The organism is Pedobacter sp. CAN_A7 (assembly GCF_015752175.1).
GTDB lineage: Bacteria > Bacteroidota > Bacteroidia > Sphingobacteriales > Sphingobacteriaceae > Pedobacter.
The window spans coordinates 1,008,963-1,026,280 of the sequence record NZ_JADOUW010000001.1 but is presented as its reverse complement, the minus strand read 5'-3'; the positions used below and the strand labels follow the sequence as shown (position 1 = coordinate 1,026,280).

13 protein-coding genes are annotated in these 17,318 nt (G+C 33.4%); all 13 read left to right on the top strand.

Annotation, left to right across the window (positions count from 1 at the left end; translation table 11 throughout):
- Positions 1-2: 2 nt before the first annotated feature.
- Positions 3-1,241: a hypothetical protein gene (locus IWX76_RS04640; RefSeq protein ID WP_196858696.1), complete on the top strand. Its 1,239-nt coding sequence runs from the start codon at positions 3-5 to the stop codon at positions 1,239-1,241.
- Between the two features lie 45 nt (positions 1,242-1,286).
- Positions 1,287-2,456, top strand: coding sequence for a glycosyltransferase (locus tag IWX76_RS04635; protein WP_196858695.1), 1,170 nt, complete (start codon positions 1,287-1,289; stop codon positions 2,454-2,456).
- Between the two features lies 1 nt (position 2,457).
- Entirely contained in the window at positions 2,458-3,663 is a 1,206-nt protein-coding gene (locus IWX76_RS04630; RefSeq protein WP_196858694.1) for a pyridoxal phosphate-dependent aminotransferase, read from the top strand.
- Complete coding sequence (locus IWX76_RS04625; protein ID WP_196858693.1) at positions 3,647-4,261, top strand: hypothetical protein; 615 nt, start codon at positions 3,647-3,649, stop codon at positions 4,259-4,261. Before IWX76_RS04630 ends, IWX76_RS04625 begins: the two co-directional genes overlap by 17 nt.
- Before the next feature lie 94 nt (positions 4,262-4,355).
- Entirely contained in the window at positions 4,356-5,246 is an 891-nt protein-coding gene (locus IWX76_RS04620; RefSeq protein ID WP_196858692.1) for an ATP-grasp domain-containing protein, read from the top strand.
- A 39-nt stretch (positions 5,247-5,285) separates the two neighbouring features.
- Entirely contained in the window at positions 5,286-6,353 is a 1,068-nt protein-coding gene (locus tag IWX76_RS04615; RefSeq protein ID WP_196858691.1) for a glycosyltransferase, read from the top strand.
- Between the two features lie 22 nt (positions 6,354-6,375).
- Positions 6,376-8,211: an asparagine synthase (glutamine-hydrolyzing) gene (gene asnB / locus IWX76_RS04610; protein ID WP_196858690.1), complete on the top strand. Its 1,836-nt coding sequence runs from the start codon at positions 6,376-6,378 to the stop codon at positions 8,209-8,211.
- Between the two features lie 36 nt (positions 8,212-8,247).
- On the top strand, positions 8,248-9,342 hold the full coding sequence (locus IWX76_RS04605) for an NAD-dependent epimerase (protein WP_196858689.1): 1,095 nt from the start codon (positions 8,248-8,250) through the stop codon (positions 9,340-9,342).
- Between the two features lie 438 nt (positions 9,343-9,780).
- The gene (locus IWX76_RS04600) at positions 9,781-11,181 is read left to right on the top strand and encodes a pectate lyase family protein (RefSeq protein ID WP_334641218.1); all 1,401 of its coding nucleotides are present in this window, start codon (positions 9,781-9,783) and stop codon (positions 11,179-11,181) included.
- A gap of 119 nt (positions 11,182-11,300) precedes the next feature.
- Positions 11,301-12,449: a glycosyltransferase family 4 protein gene (locus IWX76_RS04595; RefSeq protein ID WP_196858688.1), complete on the top strand. Its 1,149-nt coding sequence runs from the start codon at positions 11,301-11,303 to the stop codon at positions 12,447-12,449.
- Positions 12,450-12,788: 339 nt separating this feature from the next.
- Positions 12,789-13,763, top strand: a complete 975-nt coding sequence (locus tag IWX76_RS04590) for a hypothetical protein (protein ID WP_196858687.1) — start codon at positions 12,789-12,791, stop codon at positions 13,761-13,763.
- Positions 13,760-15,304: a GNAT family N-acetyltransferase gene (locus IWX76_RS04580; protein ID WP_334641216.1), complete on the top strand. Its 1,545-nt coding sequence runs from the start codon at positions 13,760-13,762 to the stop codon at positions 15,302-15,304. Before IWX76_RS04590 ends, IWX76_RS04580 begins: the two co-directional genes overlap by 4 nt.
- 27 nt (positions 15,305-15,331) lie before the next feature.
- On the top strand, positions 15,332-17,254 hold the full coding sequence (locus tag IWX76_RS04575; RefSeq protein ID WP_196858686.1) for a polysaccharide biosynthesis protein: 1,923 nt from the start codon (positions 15,332-15,334) through the stop codon (positions 17,252-17,254).
- Positions 17,255-17,318 lie beyond the last annotated feature (64 nt).

The window sequence follows — 17,318 nt, the reverse complement described above, 5'->3', positions numbered from 1 at the left end:
ATATGAAAATACTTGCAGCAGTACTTGTTATCCTGTACCTATATACCCTGTCATTTGGAATTTTTATGACAGATATTTTTAGAATTCCGGCACCCTTAATTTTCTGCATTCCTCTTATTTTTTTATTTCGTGAAAAAGAGAAAATAGAGTTCTTGTACAGTAGTGAGCTTATTCTTTTTGGTTTAGCGATTTTGTTATATAATGTTATCGGTTTATCTGAGTTGATCGTATTTATCGCTTATATCATGTGTATTGGATTGTGTAGTTTTTATTTTAATTTCTTTGTTGGAACGAACAAAATGAGGTTTAACATCACGATTTATGTTTTTATAGCTTTACTAAGTATCTCTGCAGTTGTGATGGTCTTCAATCCATATTTCCTTTTAGAAATAAATAATATAAGATCAATTCTTATGGGAGAACCTGTAATGCAAAGTCCCTCTGGAATAGCAGTCTATCAGTTCAATTTTGGATACCAGTTAGCCGCCCTGGTTCCGTTCCTTCTAATTTATACTTTCGTATATAAAAAGCCTCTACTTTTTAAAGTATTCATCCTTTGTATTTGCTTGCTTTTTATTTATCTAGGTATGCAGCGTTCGGTATTTGTTGGTTTTATTTGTTCGGCCTTCTTATTCCTATTGATGTATTATAATTTTAAAGCGATTTTTATTACGGCACTTGCTATAGGCGCGGCATTTGTTTTTTATACTTATGTTTTGAAAGATAATCTTGATTCTTATAATAATATCATTACGAAGAATGAAAACAATATGCAAGAGTACAATCGTTCTACACTTGCTTTGGAAAATTTAAGAATCTATTCTGGCTATCCTTATGGACTTATTTTTTATGGGAAAAATTGGTCGGATGTCATCTACCGTAATGAAGTGTTTTCTTCCGGGATTACCTCGCATAATGCTTATCTAATGTTTCTTACTTATTTGGGCCCTTTTTTAGGCTTAGGAATATTAATTGGCTTGTACCATAGAATTTGGAAAATAATAATTGATGCCTTTCGAAATGTAAGGAAGAAAGAGTATGCCTTAATCATTTGTCTGTGTTGCTCATTTATTGCTGTTTCTATAAATTCCCTGTCACACAACTCATGGCTTGTTAGTGCAAATGGGCCAACAATCTTTCTCTATTTTGCAATTTTACACCTTAATTTTTTGCTCAAAAGAGAAACTGAACCAGAGGTAGAACTGAACATTACGCAAGATATTCGCACCCAACATTCCTAAAAGACATTCAATTTTTTTTTGAATCAGTTCTTAAATAAATAGATAATGGAGAAAGTCAGAATAATGCACCTTATCGGTGATTTAACCAAAGGTGGTGCAGAGCGTTTTGTCGTTGATTTATGTAATGAGCTTGCAAAAGTTGATAAATATGAAGTCTTTTTGATTTCTATATGTGCGAATGATGAAGAGAATACCTTTGTTAATGACATTCATGAAACAGTTAGGTATGTCTCTTTTAATAAAGAAAGAGGATTCAGCCTTGGTGTCCTTATAACTTTAACTAAGTGGTTAATTAAATCAAATCCCAATGTTTTGCATTCTCACTTGAATGGTTTTGAATACCTGGCTTTCTATCTTTTTCTTAATAAGGGGACATTATTTTTTCATACCATTCATAATATAGCTGTGGCTGAATGTCCAAATCTATTCATCAAGAATTTTAGGAAGATATGGTACAAATCAAATAAAGTGAAACCCGTTACAATCTCTTATGATGGAAGTAAAACATTCAGGGATTATTACAAATTGGAAAATGACATCCTCATTGAAAACGGACGGGAGGATTTGACAACTAGTGATGAGTTTCCTTTGTTAATTAAAAAATATAAGGAAGCTCATGACTATTATATTTTAGTACATGTTGGGCGTATTGCTATTGAAAAGAATCAAGAACTATTAATTAGAGCTGTCCAGAAATTCAATACGACGGAAAAAAAGAAATGCAAACTGATCATTATTGGAGAGGTTAGGGAAAAGCCTTTGTTCCAGCATTTGTTAAAAGTGGTTAATGACGATGCATACATAGCGTTTGTCGGGGGTAAAAACAATATTGCCGATTATTTAAGCATAGCAGATGCATTTTGCCTTTCGAGCATCTTTGAAGGCATGCCAATTTCTTTAATCGAAGCATTATCCTTAGGCTGTATTCCAGTTTGCACTCCAGTTGGTGGCATTAAGCAGATGGTTATGCATGGAAAAACAGGTTTTCTGAGTAAAGATATTAGTGTTGATAGGTATTGTGAAGTACTTATAGAGGCACTGAATCATCCCGACAAAATGATGATCAAGAGAAACGGAAGACTTTTTTTTGAATCTAACTACCATATTCAGGCATCTGCAAATGCACATGCTAAAAACTATTTACTATCCTCATGTGGGGTAGGGCAGCTTAATGGAAGGCTATCTAGTGATTACATTAAGATAAAATTAAACTAAGATGATAAAATTTACTAGTGACGAACTTAACGTGGTAAGGAAAATTGAAATTTTGAAGAGTGAAGCAGGGTCACACTCTCCTGGGTTCTTTACATTTAAACAGAAACTTCCTGAAGTTGATATTAAAGTAGATGCTTGCTTCTTATCGAACCCTTATGCCACAGATCTTTTTATAGAACATTTTAATAAGGAAATTTTGCATACCGGTAATATCAGAGCTTTATTGGAAAGCTACCCATCACAAAATAGGGTAATAGCCGAAATTCTTGCTGATTTCTTAAAAATAGATTCTCGAAATATCTTTATAGGTAATGGAGCTATTGAAATTATCCAGGCTGTTATTCATAACTTCACCAAGAAAAAAATCATAATCACTATACCTACATTTTCTTCATATTATGAATATGTTAAGGAGGGGGTTGAAGTTGTGTATTACAATTTATCAAAGGATAACAGTTATAGTCTTGATGTTGAAGAGTATATTGACTTTGTTAAACTACATAAGCCTGATACAATTGTATTGATTAATCCAAATAATCCTAATGGGGGATACACTAAGGCGGCAGATGTAAAACGAATTATTGAGGAACTCTCCTTTGTTGAAAATATCATTATCGATGAAAGTTTTATTCATTTTGCATATGAAAGCGAATCCTATCAGTTAGTCTCACTCTCAAACTTAGTCAAAAAACATCCTAATCTTATTGTTTTAAAAAGCATGTCAAAAGATTTTGGAATCGCTGGCGTGAGAGCTGGTTATGGCGTGATGAGAAAGGAATACGTCGATCTTTTATTAAAAAATGGCTATTTGTGGAACTCAAACGGGCTTGCTGAATATTTCTTCCGTCTATATACAAGAGATGATTTTGCACTGGAATATGATAAAGTAAGGGTGAGGTACATTGTGGAAACTTTAGATTTTATCCAAGAGTTAAAGCAAATACCCAATATTAAAGTATATCCTAGCATGGCTAATTTTGTCTTGATTGAATTGCAAGAAGGAATAAAATCAACAGAATTCGTTGCAAAACTGCTCATAAGTTATGGGATTTATGTTAGAACCTGTGATGATAAAATTGGATTAAAGGGCCAGTTCCTACGACTAGCGTCCAGATCAAAAGAAGAGAATGATTATGTGATTCAAAGTATTAAAGCTTGTATAGAAATGAATGAAGTTTTAAAATTAGTTAATGAAACAGCTAATTAAGGTAATTGTTTACCGCACTTTTGATTTGTTTTTTAGATATCGTTTTAACAGATGTATAAAAAATCTAAATAAAAAGGATAAGGTGTATTTAGTTGATATAGATAATACACTGGCTGATACTTGGCCATCGCTACAAAATTATGTTTATCGGAATGATAACCATCGATATGGATCTTTATCAATTTTCATAGGAATGCGAAATTTTATCCTTGAAAAAATACAGGATAAAGATAGAGTAGTGTTTATTTCGGCCAGAGGTTATTTGAATTACTTTTCAACACTTAAGTGGTTGTCTGGAAATGGATTAAATTCCATTAATCTGATTCTGGTAGACAGAGCTGAAGATAAATTAGCTTATATAACTGAGCTGTTAGAAAGAAAAATAGCTGTAGTTTATATTGACGATTTGAGTTACGGTCACGAGTACGGAGAGGTAAGATTGTATGAAAAAATGTTATTGAAATTGAATACTCTACCAGTCGAGTATTTAGGTGTTAAAGAAATAGAATTAATTAATTCAGCTTATGCGACCAGTAATAAAGGTATTAAAAAGGATATCCCGAATTGTCAGAATTATATTAGCAATAAAGTGGTTTAAATTACTGAGCCTTCATGATTCTAAAAGTGATATTTTAGTTTGGATTCCTTTTAGATCAATCAAATATTTTGGATCTGATGCGTTTATCTGGGATATGGCCACCATTGCAGGTTTGATAGCTGAGAATAAAAGGATAAACGTGGTATTTAGTTTAACAATAGGTAAACACCATAACAAAAAGATCTTTTTTTCCATTAGTAACCGGTACAACATTTATAAGTTCGATAACTATACCCATATTTTGTCGCATATAACTATGCAGCTTGAACAGCAGGGGAATTCAGTTTTCCCAAAGCATTGCGAGACCATGTTATGGGAAAATAAAACATATATGCATCAGGTTTTTTACAAGGTGGGTGTTAATGAGCCTAAGACGCGAATATTTGAATCATTTGATGACTTAATAGTTGCGAACGTCCATTATCCTTTTCTGATTAAGGCTGAACATTCTTCATCTTCTGAAGGCCTGTATAAAATTTCCTCGCTTGAGGATCTGGCTAATCTTGTGTCAAATAAAAAATTCGTGGCTGATAATAAGCATATTATTGTGCAGGAGCTAATTAATATGAGAAAGGATTTGAGAGTGATTTTAGTCAAAGGAGAAATAGTGCTTCATTATTGGAGGATAAATTTAAATAAAGAATGGAAACCTACGTCGACCAGTTACGGAAGCAAAGTAGATTTTGATTTTTTTCCCGAACAATGGAGAGAACATATTATAGAAACCTTTAAATCTCTAAATATCACTACGGGAGCTTTTGATGTTACTTGGCAGAATGATGATCTAAATACTAAACCTATTTATCTGGAGGTAAGTCCCTTTTATCAGCCAAACCCTAGAATGGAAATAAAAAATAAAGCGTATGCTTTTTATAAACAACATTTTAGCTTATTAAACTCATGGGATATTAAATACGTGGATGTAGTTTTTGATATAAAACACAAACAGGTAAAAGCTTATCTCGAAGATTCATTAGCTAATTAGAGCCAAGGATTAATTAATCTCAGATAAAAATTTATGTTAATGAATAAACGAGTGATTTTAATGACTCCTTCTATGAGTAAGGGTGGAGCGGAAACCCAATTGCTGAAACTTGCCTTGTATCTGAAATCAAATCATCATAACGCTCTTATAATTTCTTTAAAGCCTATCGATGAATTTAATGGAGACATCAGCAGATCTGGTTTAGAAATATTATTCTTGAAAAATTGGCTCCGTTATCCTTTTTATAATATATACACGCTCTATAGAACCACTAAACGGTTTAGACCTGATGTGGTTATTGCTTTTATGTTTATTGCAATCATATTTGCACGCCTTTTAAAATTGTGTGTCAAATTTAAGTTGATATCTACGATCAGAATTTCTGTAGTACCAAAAAAGTGGTATCTCGCCTTTAAACTTACTCAAAGGTTCGACGATGCGATAGTATATAATTCCGTTGCATCTAAGGTGAATTTTGAAAAGCAAAAGCTTGTAAGTTTAGGGGGAGTAGTGATTCACAATGGCATTGCTATACCTGAATGTAATAATCCTGTTGATGATGTTAAAAATGAATGTTTTAAATGGGTTTGTATTGGTCATTTTAGGTGGAACAAAGACTATTTAACGCTATTTAAAGCTATAGCGCTGTTAAAGCACAAAAATTTCACTGTTGACATTATTGGAAATTTAAATGGAGAATTGTGGCCACATACAGTTATTGAAAAATTTAAGATTCAAAATCACGTAAATATATTGGGTTTTAAACAGGAAGCACACCGCTATTTGGGGCAATCTGACGCTTTTGTGCTTTCCTCATTTTCGGAGGGGATGCCCAATGCAATTCTGGAAGCCATGGCGCATGCTAAGCCTACTGTTGTAACAGATATTGACGGAAATCGTGAGTTAGTTGTGAAAGCTCATTGTGGATTGTTGTGCGAGAAGCAAAATGAACAAGATATGGCCGCTAAAATGTTAATGATTATGGATATGTCAGCGGCCAATAGGCTAGTTCTTGGGAATAATGGGAAACTGCATATTAAAACGAGTTTCAGTGAAGAAAAGGTGATGGGGGAATGGATGCAATTAATTGACAAGTTAGCTTGTTGATGTTATTTAAAATTGATTTAATATGTGCGGAATATTTGGAACAATTAATTATAAAAAGCCTATAGATAAGTGCAAAATATTTAATGGATTAATACACCGGGGACCTGATGAACAGGGATTTTATAGCTCGCATAATGTAAATCTTTATCATACAAGGCTGGCAATACAGGATTTAAGCACAACTGGTCAACAACCAATGGAATATAATGGATTAGTCATTGTTTTTAATGGCGAAATATATAACCATATGGAGTTGAGAAAGAAGTATGGCCTCAATGCCTCATCTAATTCTGATACATTGACTATCCTTATGATGTTCGAGTTAATGGGTATGAATATGCTTGATGAATTTGATGGCATGTTTGCATTTGCGCTTTATGATACTGTCAATTTTACGATGTATTTGGCGCGTGACAGGGCTGGAAAAAAACCTTTATATGTTTATAATAAAGCAAAAGTATTTGTTTTTTCATCTGAACTAAACGTACTGTATAAAAAGTGCAGACCTGAGATAGACTACTCTGCATTAACTGACTATCTTTATGTTGGGCACCATTATCGTAAGGCTACACCATACATTTTTGTAAATGAACTTGAAAATGGACATTATTTAAAGATTAATACACATACAGGAATTTATGAAGATGTTTGCTGGTTTAAAATTGAGGATTTTTATAAGACAGAAAGGCAAGCTGATTATCATGATGCTGTAACGCAATTAGATTCTATATTGAAAAATGCAGTAAAACGCAGAATAGATAGCTCTGATTTAGATGTGGGATCATTCTTAAGTGGAGGAATTGATAGTGGTTTAATTACTGCAATGGCTGCTCAGCAAACCACAAAGCTTAAAACATTTACGGTTAAAATACCAGGGTCATTTGATGAATCGGCATTAGCAGAAAAGGTTGCCCAAAAATATGCTACTGATCATACAGTTGTGGAAATAGATTTTTCAGACTTAAAGAATGATATAGAGAAGATTATTGTAAATCATGGCGAACCTAATTCTGACAATTCTGCAATTCCAAGTTACTATGTTGCAAAAGAAGCAAAGAAACATATTACTGTAGTATTAAATGGTGATGGGGCAGATGAACTTTTTGGAGGATACAGAAGGTACGTACCTTTTAGGCATGTTGATTTTTTCAATCCTAGTCAATTCACAAGGATTAGTTCAAGAATTTTAACTCGCATCTTACCTATAGCAAATCAGAAGCAAAGTAACTACACCTATTTTTATAGACTGTTGAAATTTGCAAGTTATTCTGACTTGGTGAAAATTTATTGCTCTGCTTCTTCAGATCTTTTTGTCGGTTTTGAAGATGCTTTTATCGAAAAGCCAAAGATGAAATTGATTTCAAGTGATTTGGCAAGGATAAATGACTATTCAATATCACCATTAAAGAAGTTGTTGCTAATGGATTTTGATTCCATGCTATTTAGTAGACTGCTTACTAAAATGGATATTGCTACAATGGCGCACTCTTTGGAAGGGAGAAGCCCATTTCTTGCTAAGGAAGTATTAGAGTTTGCACCAGGGCTTCCAGACAGTTATAAAATTAAGAATTTTCAAACTAAGGACATTCTTAGAACTCTCGGTAAAAGATACTTACCCGAAGAACTGATTGACCAACCAAAAAGAGGTTTTGAAATACCTCTGCAAAATTGGGTAGACAATGAACTGAAGAATATTATACAAGCATATTTAATGGCTCCAGATAATTTGTATTCCAAAATCCTAAAAAAAGATTTCATAATCAATCTTATAGAAAGAAAGATTAAAATTTCTGATGAAAGAAGAGCCAAAATACTTTTTTGTGTATTCAGTCTGGAGGTATGGCATAAGCACCTTTAGAATTAAACTTATAAATCAAAATTTAAAGCAATCGTTATGAAAGTATTGGTTACCGGTACTGCCGGTTTTATTGGATATCATCTGGCAAAGTGTTTGTTGGAAAGAGGCGATGAGGTGGTAGGGATTGATAATATTAATGATTATTATGATGTGAATCTAAAATATGGCAGACTTTCAGAAACAGGAATTAATGGGGCTGAATTAGAATACGGTAAAACTGTAAGAAGCGTTAAATATTCAAACTATCAATTTGTTAAATTAGATCTTACAGATCATAGCAAGATGAAAGAGCTTTTTATAAATTCTCATTTTGATGCCGTATGTAATTTAGCTGCCCAAGCAGGAGTAAGGTATAGTATAACACATCCAAGGGCTTACATTGATTCAAATATTGTTGGTTTTCTTAATGTATTAGAGTGTTGTCGTACTCACCATATTAAACATTTTGTTTACGCAAGCTCCTCAAGTGTTTATGGCTTAAATAAAAGAATGCCATTTTCAGCATGTCACCAAGCTAATCATCCGGTCTCATTATACGCTGCTACTAAAAAGAGTAATGAATTGATGGCTCATACTTACAGTCATTTATTCAACCTCCCGACAACGGGATTGCGCTTTTTTACGGTTTATGGTCCGTGGGGAAGACCAGATATGGCGCCATTTCTTTTTACCAAAGCAATCTTGGAGCATAGGCATATAGACGTATTTAATAACGGCGCTATGAAACGTGATTTTACTTATATAGACGATATCGTTGATGGAATTGTTCGGGTAATCGATCATCCTGCGAAGGTAGATGCATTATGGGATGGTTCAGTCCCCGATCCGTCTTCCTCGAATGTCCCATATAGGGTTTTTAACATAGGAAGGGGAGAGTCGGTTGATTTACTACATTTCATTGCTGAGATTGAAAAAAATGTAGGAGAAATTGCTAAAAAAAATTACATGCCTATGCAGAATGGCGACGTTGAGGAAACATGGGCTGACATCTCTATAATGAAGAAATTGCTAGCCTATAATCCAAAAATTTCAGTCGCTGATGGTGTGAGAGATTTTGTGAGCTGGTATAAGGCTTTTTACATGATAACAAATAACAGACAAGGCTTCATTGAAACTGCTGTTTTGGGTTGAGAATCTGTATTAAAATAATACAAAAAATATTAATAATTATAAACGTTGTAGGTAAAATGTTACATGTTAGATGAAATTACCCTGTAATCTGACAAAAAAATTACAATATTATCATTTTTAAATATGTCTATTACTGCTTTAAGACTTATTTTCTACAAATAATGTACACATTTCTGAAATAAATTTAAAATTCACTACAAGAAAATATTTTAATCAATATTTATCATTATATATAATAAGTATGCTATGATTGGTATTTATGAAATTATTTTATACATGTGAATAAATATGTAATTTAAGAATTAAATTATTCAGATAAGCTAAAGTTGCCTTCTTATTAAATACAGGCTTCTTTACATAAAAAAATCACATTTCCATAATATTTTAAGTATATAGTATCGCATTTTTTCTGCGTTAGGTTTGTATACTTAAAAAACAATGGAAATAAAAAACAAAACAACAAATCGAGTGCCCATGAGCCTTTTATTACTCTTAGTGATTTTTACTTTTAGTAAGTGTAAAAAAGATCTAAATGAGGTAAATCCTGAAAGCCCAGTAAATAACACTGAAACGACCTCAGCCGCTGTAGATAGCAAAAATGGGATAAAAACACTAAACTTAAGTAATGCCTCTAGTGATGGTGGTTTTGCTTATAAAGCGTATGGTATATCTATTACCGGAGATTCGGAAAGCAATCCATCAATTTCAAAGCTGAAAGTGTTTGAGAATGGAAAAGAACTCAGTGCTGCACATTCCAAACATGATGACATCAGAAAAATAGGTAAAGGTCGCTTTAGTCATTGGTCAAACGCGCTTTATTTTTCAGCTTCTGATAACACTGACCCGAGAAAGAATGGTCGTACTTATACTTATTCTGTTGATGGAAGTACTAGCTCTGTTGTACCGCCAATTGTAACTAATCCAACAGCTCCGGGAGTAATAACCCCAGTGGAAAGTGGAGCTATTATTGGTTATGCATCAGTAAATGGCAAAACAACAGGTGGTTTAGGTGGTCAAACCGTAACTGTAACAAGTCTCGCTGCTTTAAAATCTGCTGTTTCATCGAATAACGCAAAAATAGTTAAGGTGTCAGGAAGGATTACAGGAGCAGGTTATATTAATGTGGGTTCCAATACAACAATACTCGGATTAAAGGGATCAAGCATGGAGGGTGTCGGCCTATTAATTTACGGTACGAATAATGTAATTATTCGAAACATGACGATCAAAAACGTAGTTACTTATTCTAATATTGTCATAAAAGAAGGTGCACATCATGTGTGGGTTGATCATTGTGATTTGTCATCCGATAGAAACCACGGATGGGATTACTACGATGGATTGTTAGATGTAGGAAATAGATCTGATTTTGTTACATTATCATGGAATAGATTGCACGATAGTCATATTCCTATGTTAATAGGTTTCGGAGATGGAAACACAAATGATATTGGTAAACTTAACGTAACTGTTTACAAAAACTATTTCTATAATGTGTCTGAAAGACAGCCAAGTACTAGATTTGGTTATATGCACGTTTTTAATAACTATTTGCAAAATGGTAGCGGATATGGAATTGGTGCTACAATGGGTGCAACCGTAAGAACTGATAACAACTTTTTCGAAAATCAGAGTGCACCTATCCGTACAACGTACAATGCTAAGCCGGGATTTGTAAGTGGCGCTAGTACTAATATTTATAAAAATAGTGGAGCAAATATAATATCAACATCTGCTTCAACGTGGGTTCCAACCTATGAATACAAATCGGAGCTAATTCCAGCTGATCAAGTTCCAGCAGTCGTAACAGCAAGTGCTGGTGCAACTTTGAATCTCTAAAGTGTCAATCTTAATGGTTGACTAAAAATCCTATTATTGGTATCTAAAAATTTTTAGGGTCGGTTTAACAAATATGTGTTAATCGACCCTAAAATGTATACCTATAAATTTAAGTCAACATGATAAAGGAAAGAAAGATAATTTTGATCTCATGCGATTCCCCGCGTTCATTACTGGATTTTAGAGGGAAATTGATAGAAGCGCTAATTGTAAAACATGAGGTCATAATTTTTACACCAAAAATTGAACAAGAGTGGATTAAAAATAAATTGACAGGGATGGCAATTAAAATATATGAAAATGGATTAAATCCGAGTAATGTATCTATAATTTCTGATCTGAAATATCTATTTGAATTAAGTAAAATAATTCGATTAACTAAGCCTGATGTATTTTTTCCTTACACTTTTAAACCAGTTATATATGGCGTATTTGTGGCCAGACTTTGCAAAGTAAATCATATAACACCTATGCTTACCGGACTTGGCTATAATTTTATTGATATAGGGTCCAGAAAAAGTTTGATTCAGAAAATTACAAGAATTCTGTTGAAATTAAGCCTTAGTGCTAGCAAGAGATTACATATTATTTTTCAAAACCAAGATGATTATAACACGCTTATTCGTGCAAATATTATTACAAAGAGAAATACAGCTCATGTAGTAAATGGCTCAGGCGTAGATTTATCATATTATCAATATTCTCCCCCAGACTTAAACAATATAAGTTTCTTAATGATCTCTAGATTAATAAATGCGAAAGGGATCAAAGAGTATTATTATGCAGCAAAGCAGATTAAAGAAAGTTTTCCAGAGATTGTTTTTAAACTAATTGGGCCATATGACGATAATATCGATGCCATTAGTGCAGAACTTTATTCAAAAATAAAAACGGATGGAACAATCCAATATATTGGATTGGTAGATGATGTAAGACCATACATAAGTCAGTGTTCTGTTGTAGTCTTACCTTCTTACTATGGAGAAGGAGTTCCAAGATGTCTGTTAGAAGGGATGGCAATGGGTAGAGCCGTTATTACTTGTAACTCGGTTGGGTGTAGGGAGACAATAAATCCAATTCTTCAAATGGAAAACGGCTTTTTAATCCCAATTAAAGACATTAAGCAATTGGCTTCTAAAATGGAATATTACATTAGACATACAGATGAAGTTACACGATTCGGTGTAAATGGAAGAAAATATGCGTTTGAGAAATTTGATGTGAATAAAGTTAACCAAGCTATGGTAAATATTCTTGAAGGGACTTAAATCTCATTGTTAAAATGACCTAGTGCTAAACTATTGTGCATATCTGTTGTCAGGGATATGCCTACAATTTAAAAAGGCCAACCATTTATCGATTAGCCTGGACAATGTCTTTAAGTTATGCAAGAGCAAAGCAAGGTGCATGCGTTCGGAGAACTTGCACTATGGCACAATGAAGTTGAATGGCAGTATTACTGCTTTCGGATTTAGGTTTACTTCATGACCCCCAACTTTTCTGCTTGATCCCGTCATGGAATCCAAATGTGTTGCCTTAAATACGGCTGGCACAAGACATGATCTCGGGGCGAGAAATAAATTGTTTATTGCTAATCTATTTCTAAAATGAAAAATAATTATTCAAGCAAAATGCCATCTATTGGAGGATATTTGGAATTACAATTACCCAAAGGGGAAGAGTTATACCCTACATTGTTAAAATTAAATACTGGTAGAAACGCGTTTGAATATATATTAAAGGTAAAACGTTATAAATTGGTTCACATACCTTATTATACCTGCGAGGTCATACTAGAACCACTTAAGAAATTAGGAATTCAATTTCAGTATTATACTATCAACGAACAGATGGATCCTGTTCTTGATTTTGTAATAGGATCAGAGGACTGTCTTCTATATACAAATTATTTTGGATTAAAACAGGAAACAGTTATTAGGTTAAGCAAACTTTTTGATAACCTGATAATAGATAATTCTCAAGCTTTTTTTTCGGAACCATTAGAAAACGTTGACACTTTTTATTCTTGCCGTAAATTTTTTGGTGTACCAGATGGGGCATACCTTCAATGTACAAGTGATATAAGATTGAAATTAGTAAAAGACGTATCAGTAGAAAGATTTTCTCATTTGATAAAAAGTATTGATTTGGGGATCGAAAATGGATACAAAGACTATATCGCCAACAATAGGAGTTTATCTAATATTCCTATAAAAAGGATGTCGGCGCTATCGCAAAGAATATTGTCTGGGATTGATTACAAGACATGTAAATACAGACGAAATTCTAATTTTATGTACCTCCATGACTTTCTTGAAGAGTATAATGATTATTCATTCGACGCATCATCTGTAAATGGCCCGATGGTTTATCCACTTTTACTTTCTTCTTCAGAAATCAAAAACAAGCTGTTAGATAAGCGTATATACATCGCCTCTTATTGGCCAAATGTTTTGGAATGGACAACAAATAAAATGTATGAACATTATTTAACAACACACCTTATTGCATTGCCAATCGACCATCGTTATACACATTCAGAAATGAAACGCATACTAAATGTATTAAAAACAATATTATGAACGAAAGTATCTATTTAAGGCCCTTGGTGTTAGATGACGCCACTACATCGTATAAATGGCGAAATAATCCAGACGTGTGGAAGTATTCATTGTTTAATCCAAAAGCACCAATTACAATGGAACAGGAGACAGCGTGGTTGGAGGAAATTCTGATGCGATCTGATCAAAAAAGGTTTGCTATTTGCTTAACTAAAAACGAAAAATACATAGGAAACATTCAATTGATTGATATTTCGGATCAGCAAGCTGAATTCCATCTTTTCATAGGTGATCCAGATTACTGGGGGAAAGGAATAGGTACAAAAGCGACAAAGCTTATTCTTGACTATGCATTTTTCACACTAAATCTTAATAACATCAGACTTGACGTAGATAGAAAGAATGAAGCAGCTATTAAAATCTATAGAAGGCATGGTTTTATTAGTATAGATAGTGCCGAGCGCCAAATGGTAATGAAAATAGCGAGAGAAGATTACCTTACTAATAAAAAATTATCTGGTTTGACGTACTTAATTACGATTGATCAAGAAGTTGAATGGAAAAATTTAGTAAAAAAAACTATTAATTATGATTTTTATCATTCATGGACCTATCATTCATTAGATAGTACTGGAATTCCTTTATTGTTTGTTTATGAAGAAGGCGACGATATCATTGGAATTCCACTAATAAAGAGAGAAATCCAAGACTCTGAGTACTATGACCTGAGTTCAGTATATGGATATAGCGGTCCTATTTCCAATAAAGCTCTTCACAGTTTATCATCTGATTTTGTGTGTAATTTTAAAAGGAATTTTCAAGAATTTTTAAAGGATGAAAAAATTGTAACTGTGTTTTCTCGATTACATCCTTTCTTTGGCCAATCTGATTTAATGAAAGAATTTGGAGGGGTTGTAGATAATGGTAAGGTAGTAGTCTTAGATCTTTTAATAACTCTTGAACAACAGAGAAAAGGTTACCGAGAAAACGTTTTAAGATCGGTTAAACAACTGAGGAAAAAAGGATATTATGTAAAAGAAACTTCTACAGAAGATGATATTAATAATTTCGCATTAATTTACAAATTAAACATGCTTCGTGTTGGAGCCTCCGCCACATACTATTTTGATTACGCCTACTATAAAGCTTTACTAGATTCAGACGAAATTGATGCCAGGCTTCTGTTCGTATATGATAAAAATGATTATCCCATATGTGGTACAATTGTAGTCATAACTAACGGAATTATACAGGCTCATTTAATAGGTACAAGGGAGGAGTACCTGGCAGTTTCCCCAGCTAGATTATTAACTGACGAAATCACGATTATTGGCAGACTGCTGGGTGCTAAGTTTTTTAATTTGGGTGGTGGCTTAGGCTTTAAGGAAGATTCCTTATTCACATGGAAGACGGGCTTTTCACATCTCACTTTAAATTATAGTAGTTGGCGTTATGTAGCAAATGAGAAAGTATACCAGTCTTTATTAATTAAGCAAGAAATTGAGATCGATACTGAAGTTGATTTCTTTCCCCTTTATCGGTTGCAAGCTATCAAAGCCTAATTATTTCTCTATAAAAAGTGTATTATCATGAAAAACACATTGTTCTGTGAAAAAATCTATTCAAGATGGCTCATTTTGCTTATTGATCAGCTCATTATAACATTTGCTCTTGGCCTCTCCTTAAGAATCCTAAAAAAGTCTGTTTTTTATGGTGTGATTGACAATAGTTTACTTCTTTTCCTTGTTGTCTACAACGTGATCGCTATGTCAGTTTTTGTGAGTATGAAAATACACACAGGAATTATTAGATATTCCAGTGTTGATGATATTTTTCGTGTATTTAAGGCAGTGTTGTTGGCTAGTTTGTTGTTTGAGGTGGTGAATTACTTGCTTTTATCACCGTATTTTGGCCTGAATAATAGGTGGTTTATTTCTATGCTTATTATAAACTTCTTTATTTCTGCATCAATGCTAATTGCATTAAGAATAGTAGTTAAACAATTGTTTCATTATTTAAAAGATTTAAAGGTGGTTTCCAAAGAGGTATTACTTATTTATGGTGCAGATAGATCATCTTTATTAATTAAGCAAGGGCTAGATTCATCATCAGAAAAAAATTTTGAAATATTAGGTTTTATTGATGATAACCAAGATAAAAGAAACAAATACATAGAGCAAAAGAAGGTGTTTAGTTTGCAGTCAATTCCCTTTCTAAAAAACAAATATGGGGTGGAGAAGATGATTGTTATGGAAGATTGCGTAGATATTGAAGGACGAAAGCTTGCTATAAACAAATGCATGGAGTGCGGGATAAGGGTTATTTCTGTGCCTGCCCTAAACTACTGGCTCAATGGAAAATTAAAATTAAGTCAACTTCCAGATTTAAAGATTGAAGATCTGTTACAACGCGACCCTATCCATATGGAAGGTGGAAATATAAAATGCGAGCTTAAAGATAAGAGAGTTTTGATTACTGGAGCAGCTGGATCTATAGGATCTGAGATTGTTCGACAAGTCTTGAAATGTAACCCTCAACTAATAATTTTATGTGATCAAGCAGAAACACCTCTTCATGAATTGCAGCTTGAAATTGAAGATAATTTTAAGGCTAATAATTGTGAATTGGTTGTTGTGAATATTCAAAATTATGGTCGACTTAGAATTTTGTTTGAAACATATAGACCAGAAATTGTTTTCCACGCAGCAGCCTTGAAACATGTACCAATGATGGAGCATAATCCTTCGGAAGCCGTACTGACTAATGTAATGGGCACGAAAAATCTTGCTGATTTGGCTATTGACTATGATGTTGATAAATTTATAATGATATCAACCGATAAGGCAGTTAGACCTACTAATGTGATGGGGGCCTCGAAAAGAATTGCTGAAATCTATATTCAGTCACTTCAAAATCACCAAACGGATATTGTTTATAGAACGCGATTTATAACTACAAGATTCGGAAATGTACTGGGGTCAAATGGCTCAGTTGTTCCACGGTTTAAGGGGCAAATTGAAATGGGAGGACCTGTCACAGTAACCGATCCAGCAATTACAAGATATTTTATGACGATTCCCGAAGCAGTGCAACTGGTGCTGGAAGCATCTGTAATGGGGAAAGGTGGAGAGATTTTTATTTTTGATATGGGGGAACCAATCAAACTTTTGGATTTGGCTATAAATATGATCAAGTTAGCTGGTTTCGTTCCCTATGCTGATATTAAAATATGCTTTACCGGGTTAAGGCCTGGAGAAAAGTTGTATGAAGAATTATTGAATGATACAGAGAAAGTTCTTCCTACGTATCATGAGAAAATTAAAATATCAAATGTAATATATCACCCATTCATTTATGTTAAACGTGAAATTGATGAGTTATTAGAGTTGAGCCGATTGAATGATGATCAAGCAATTGTTAGGAAGATGAAGGAAATAGTTCCTGAATATATTAGTGCAAATTCTATCTTTCAACATATGGATGTAGTAAATGAAGTAACCCCAATGACATGATTTTTTTGCATTACGGATTTGCTTAGAACTTCATCAGAGTAATATTTGGCTTCCAAAATTTTGT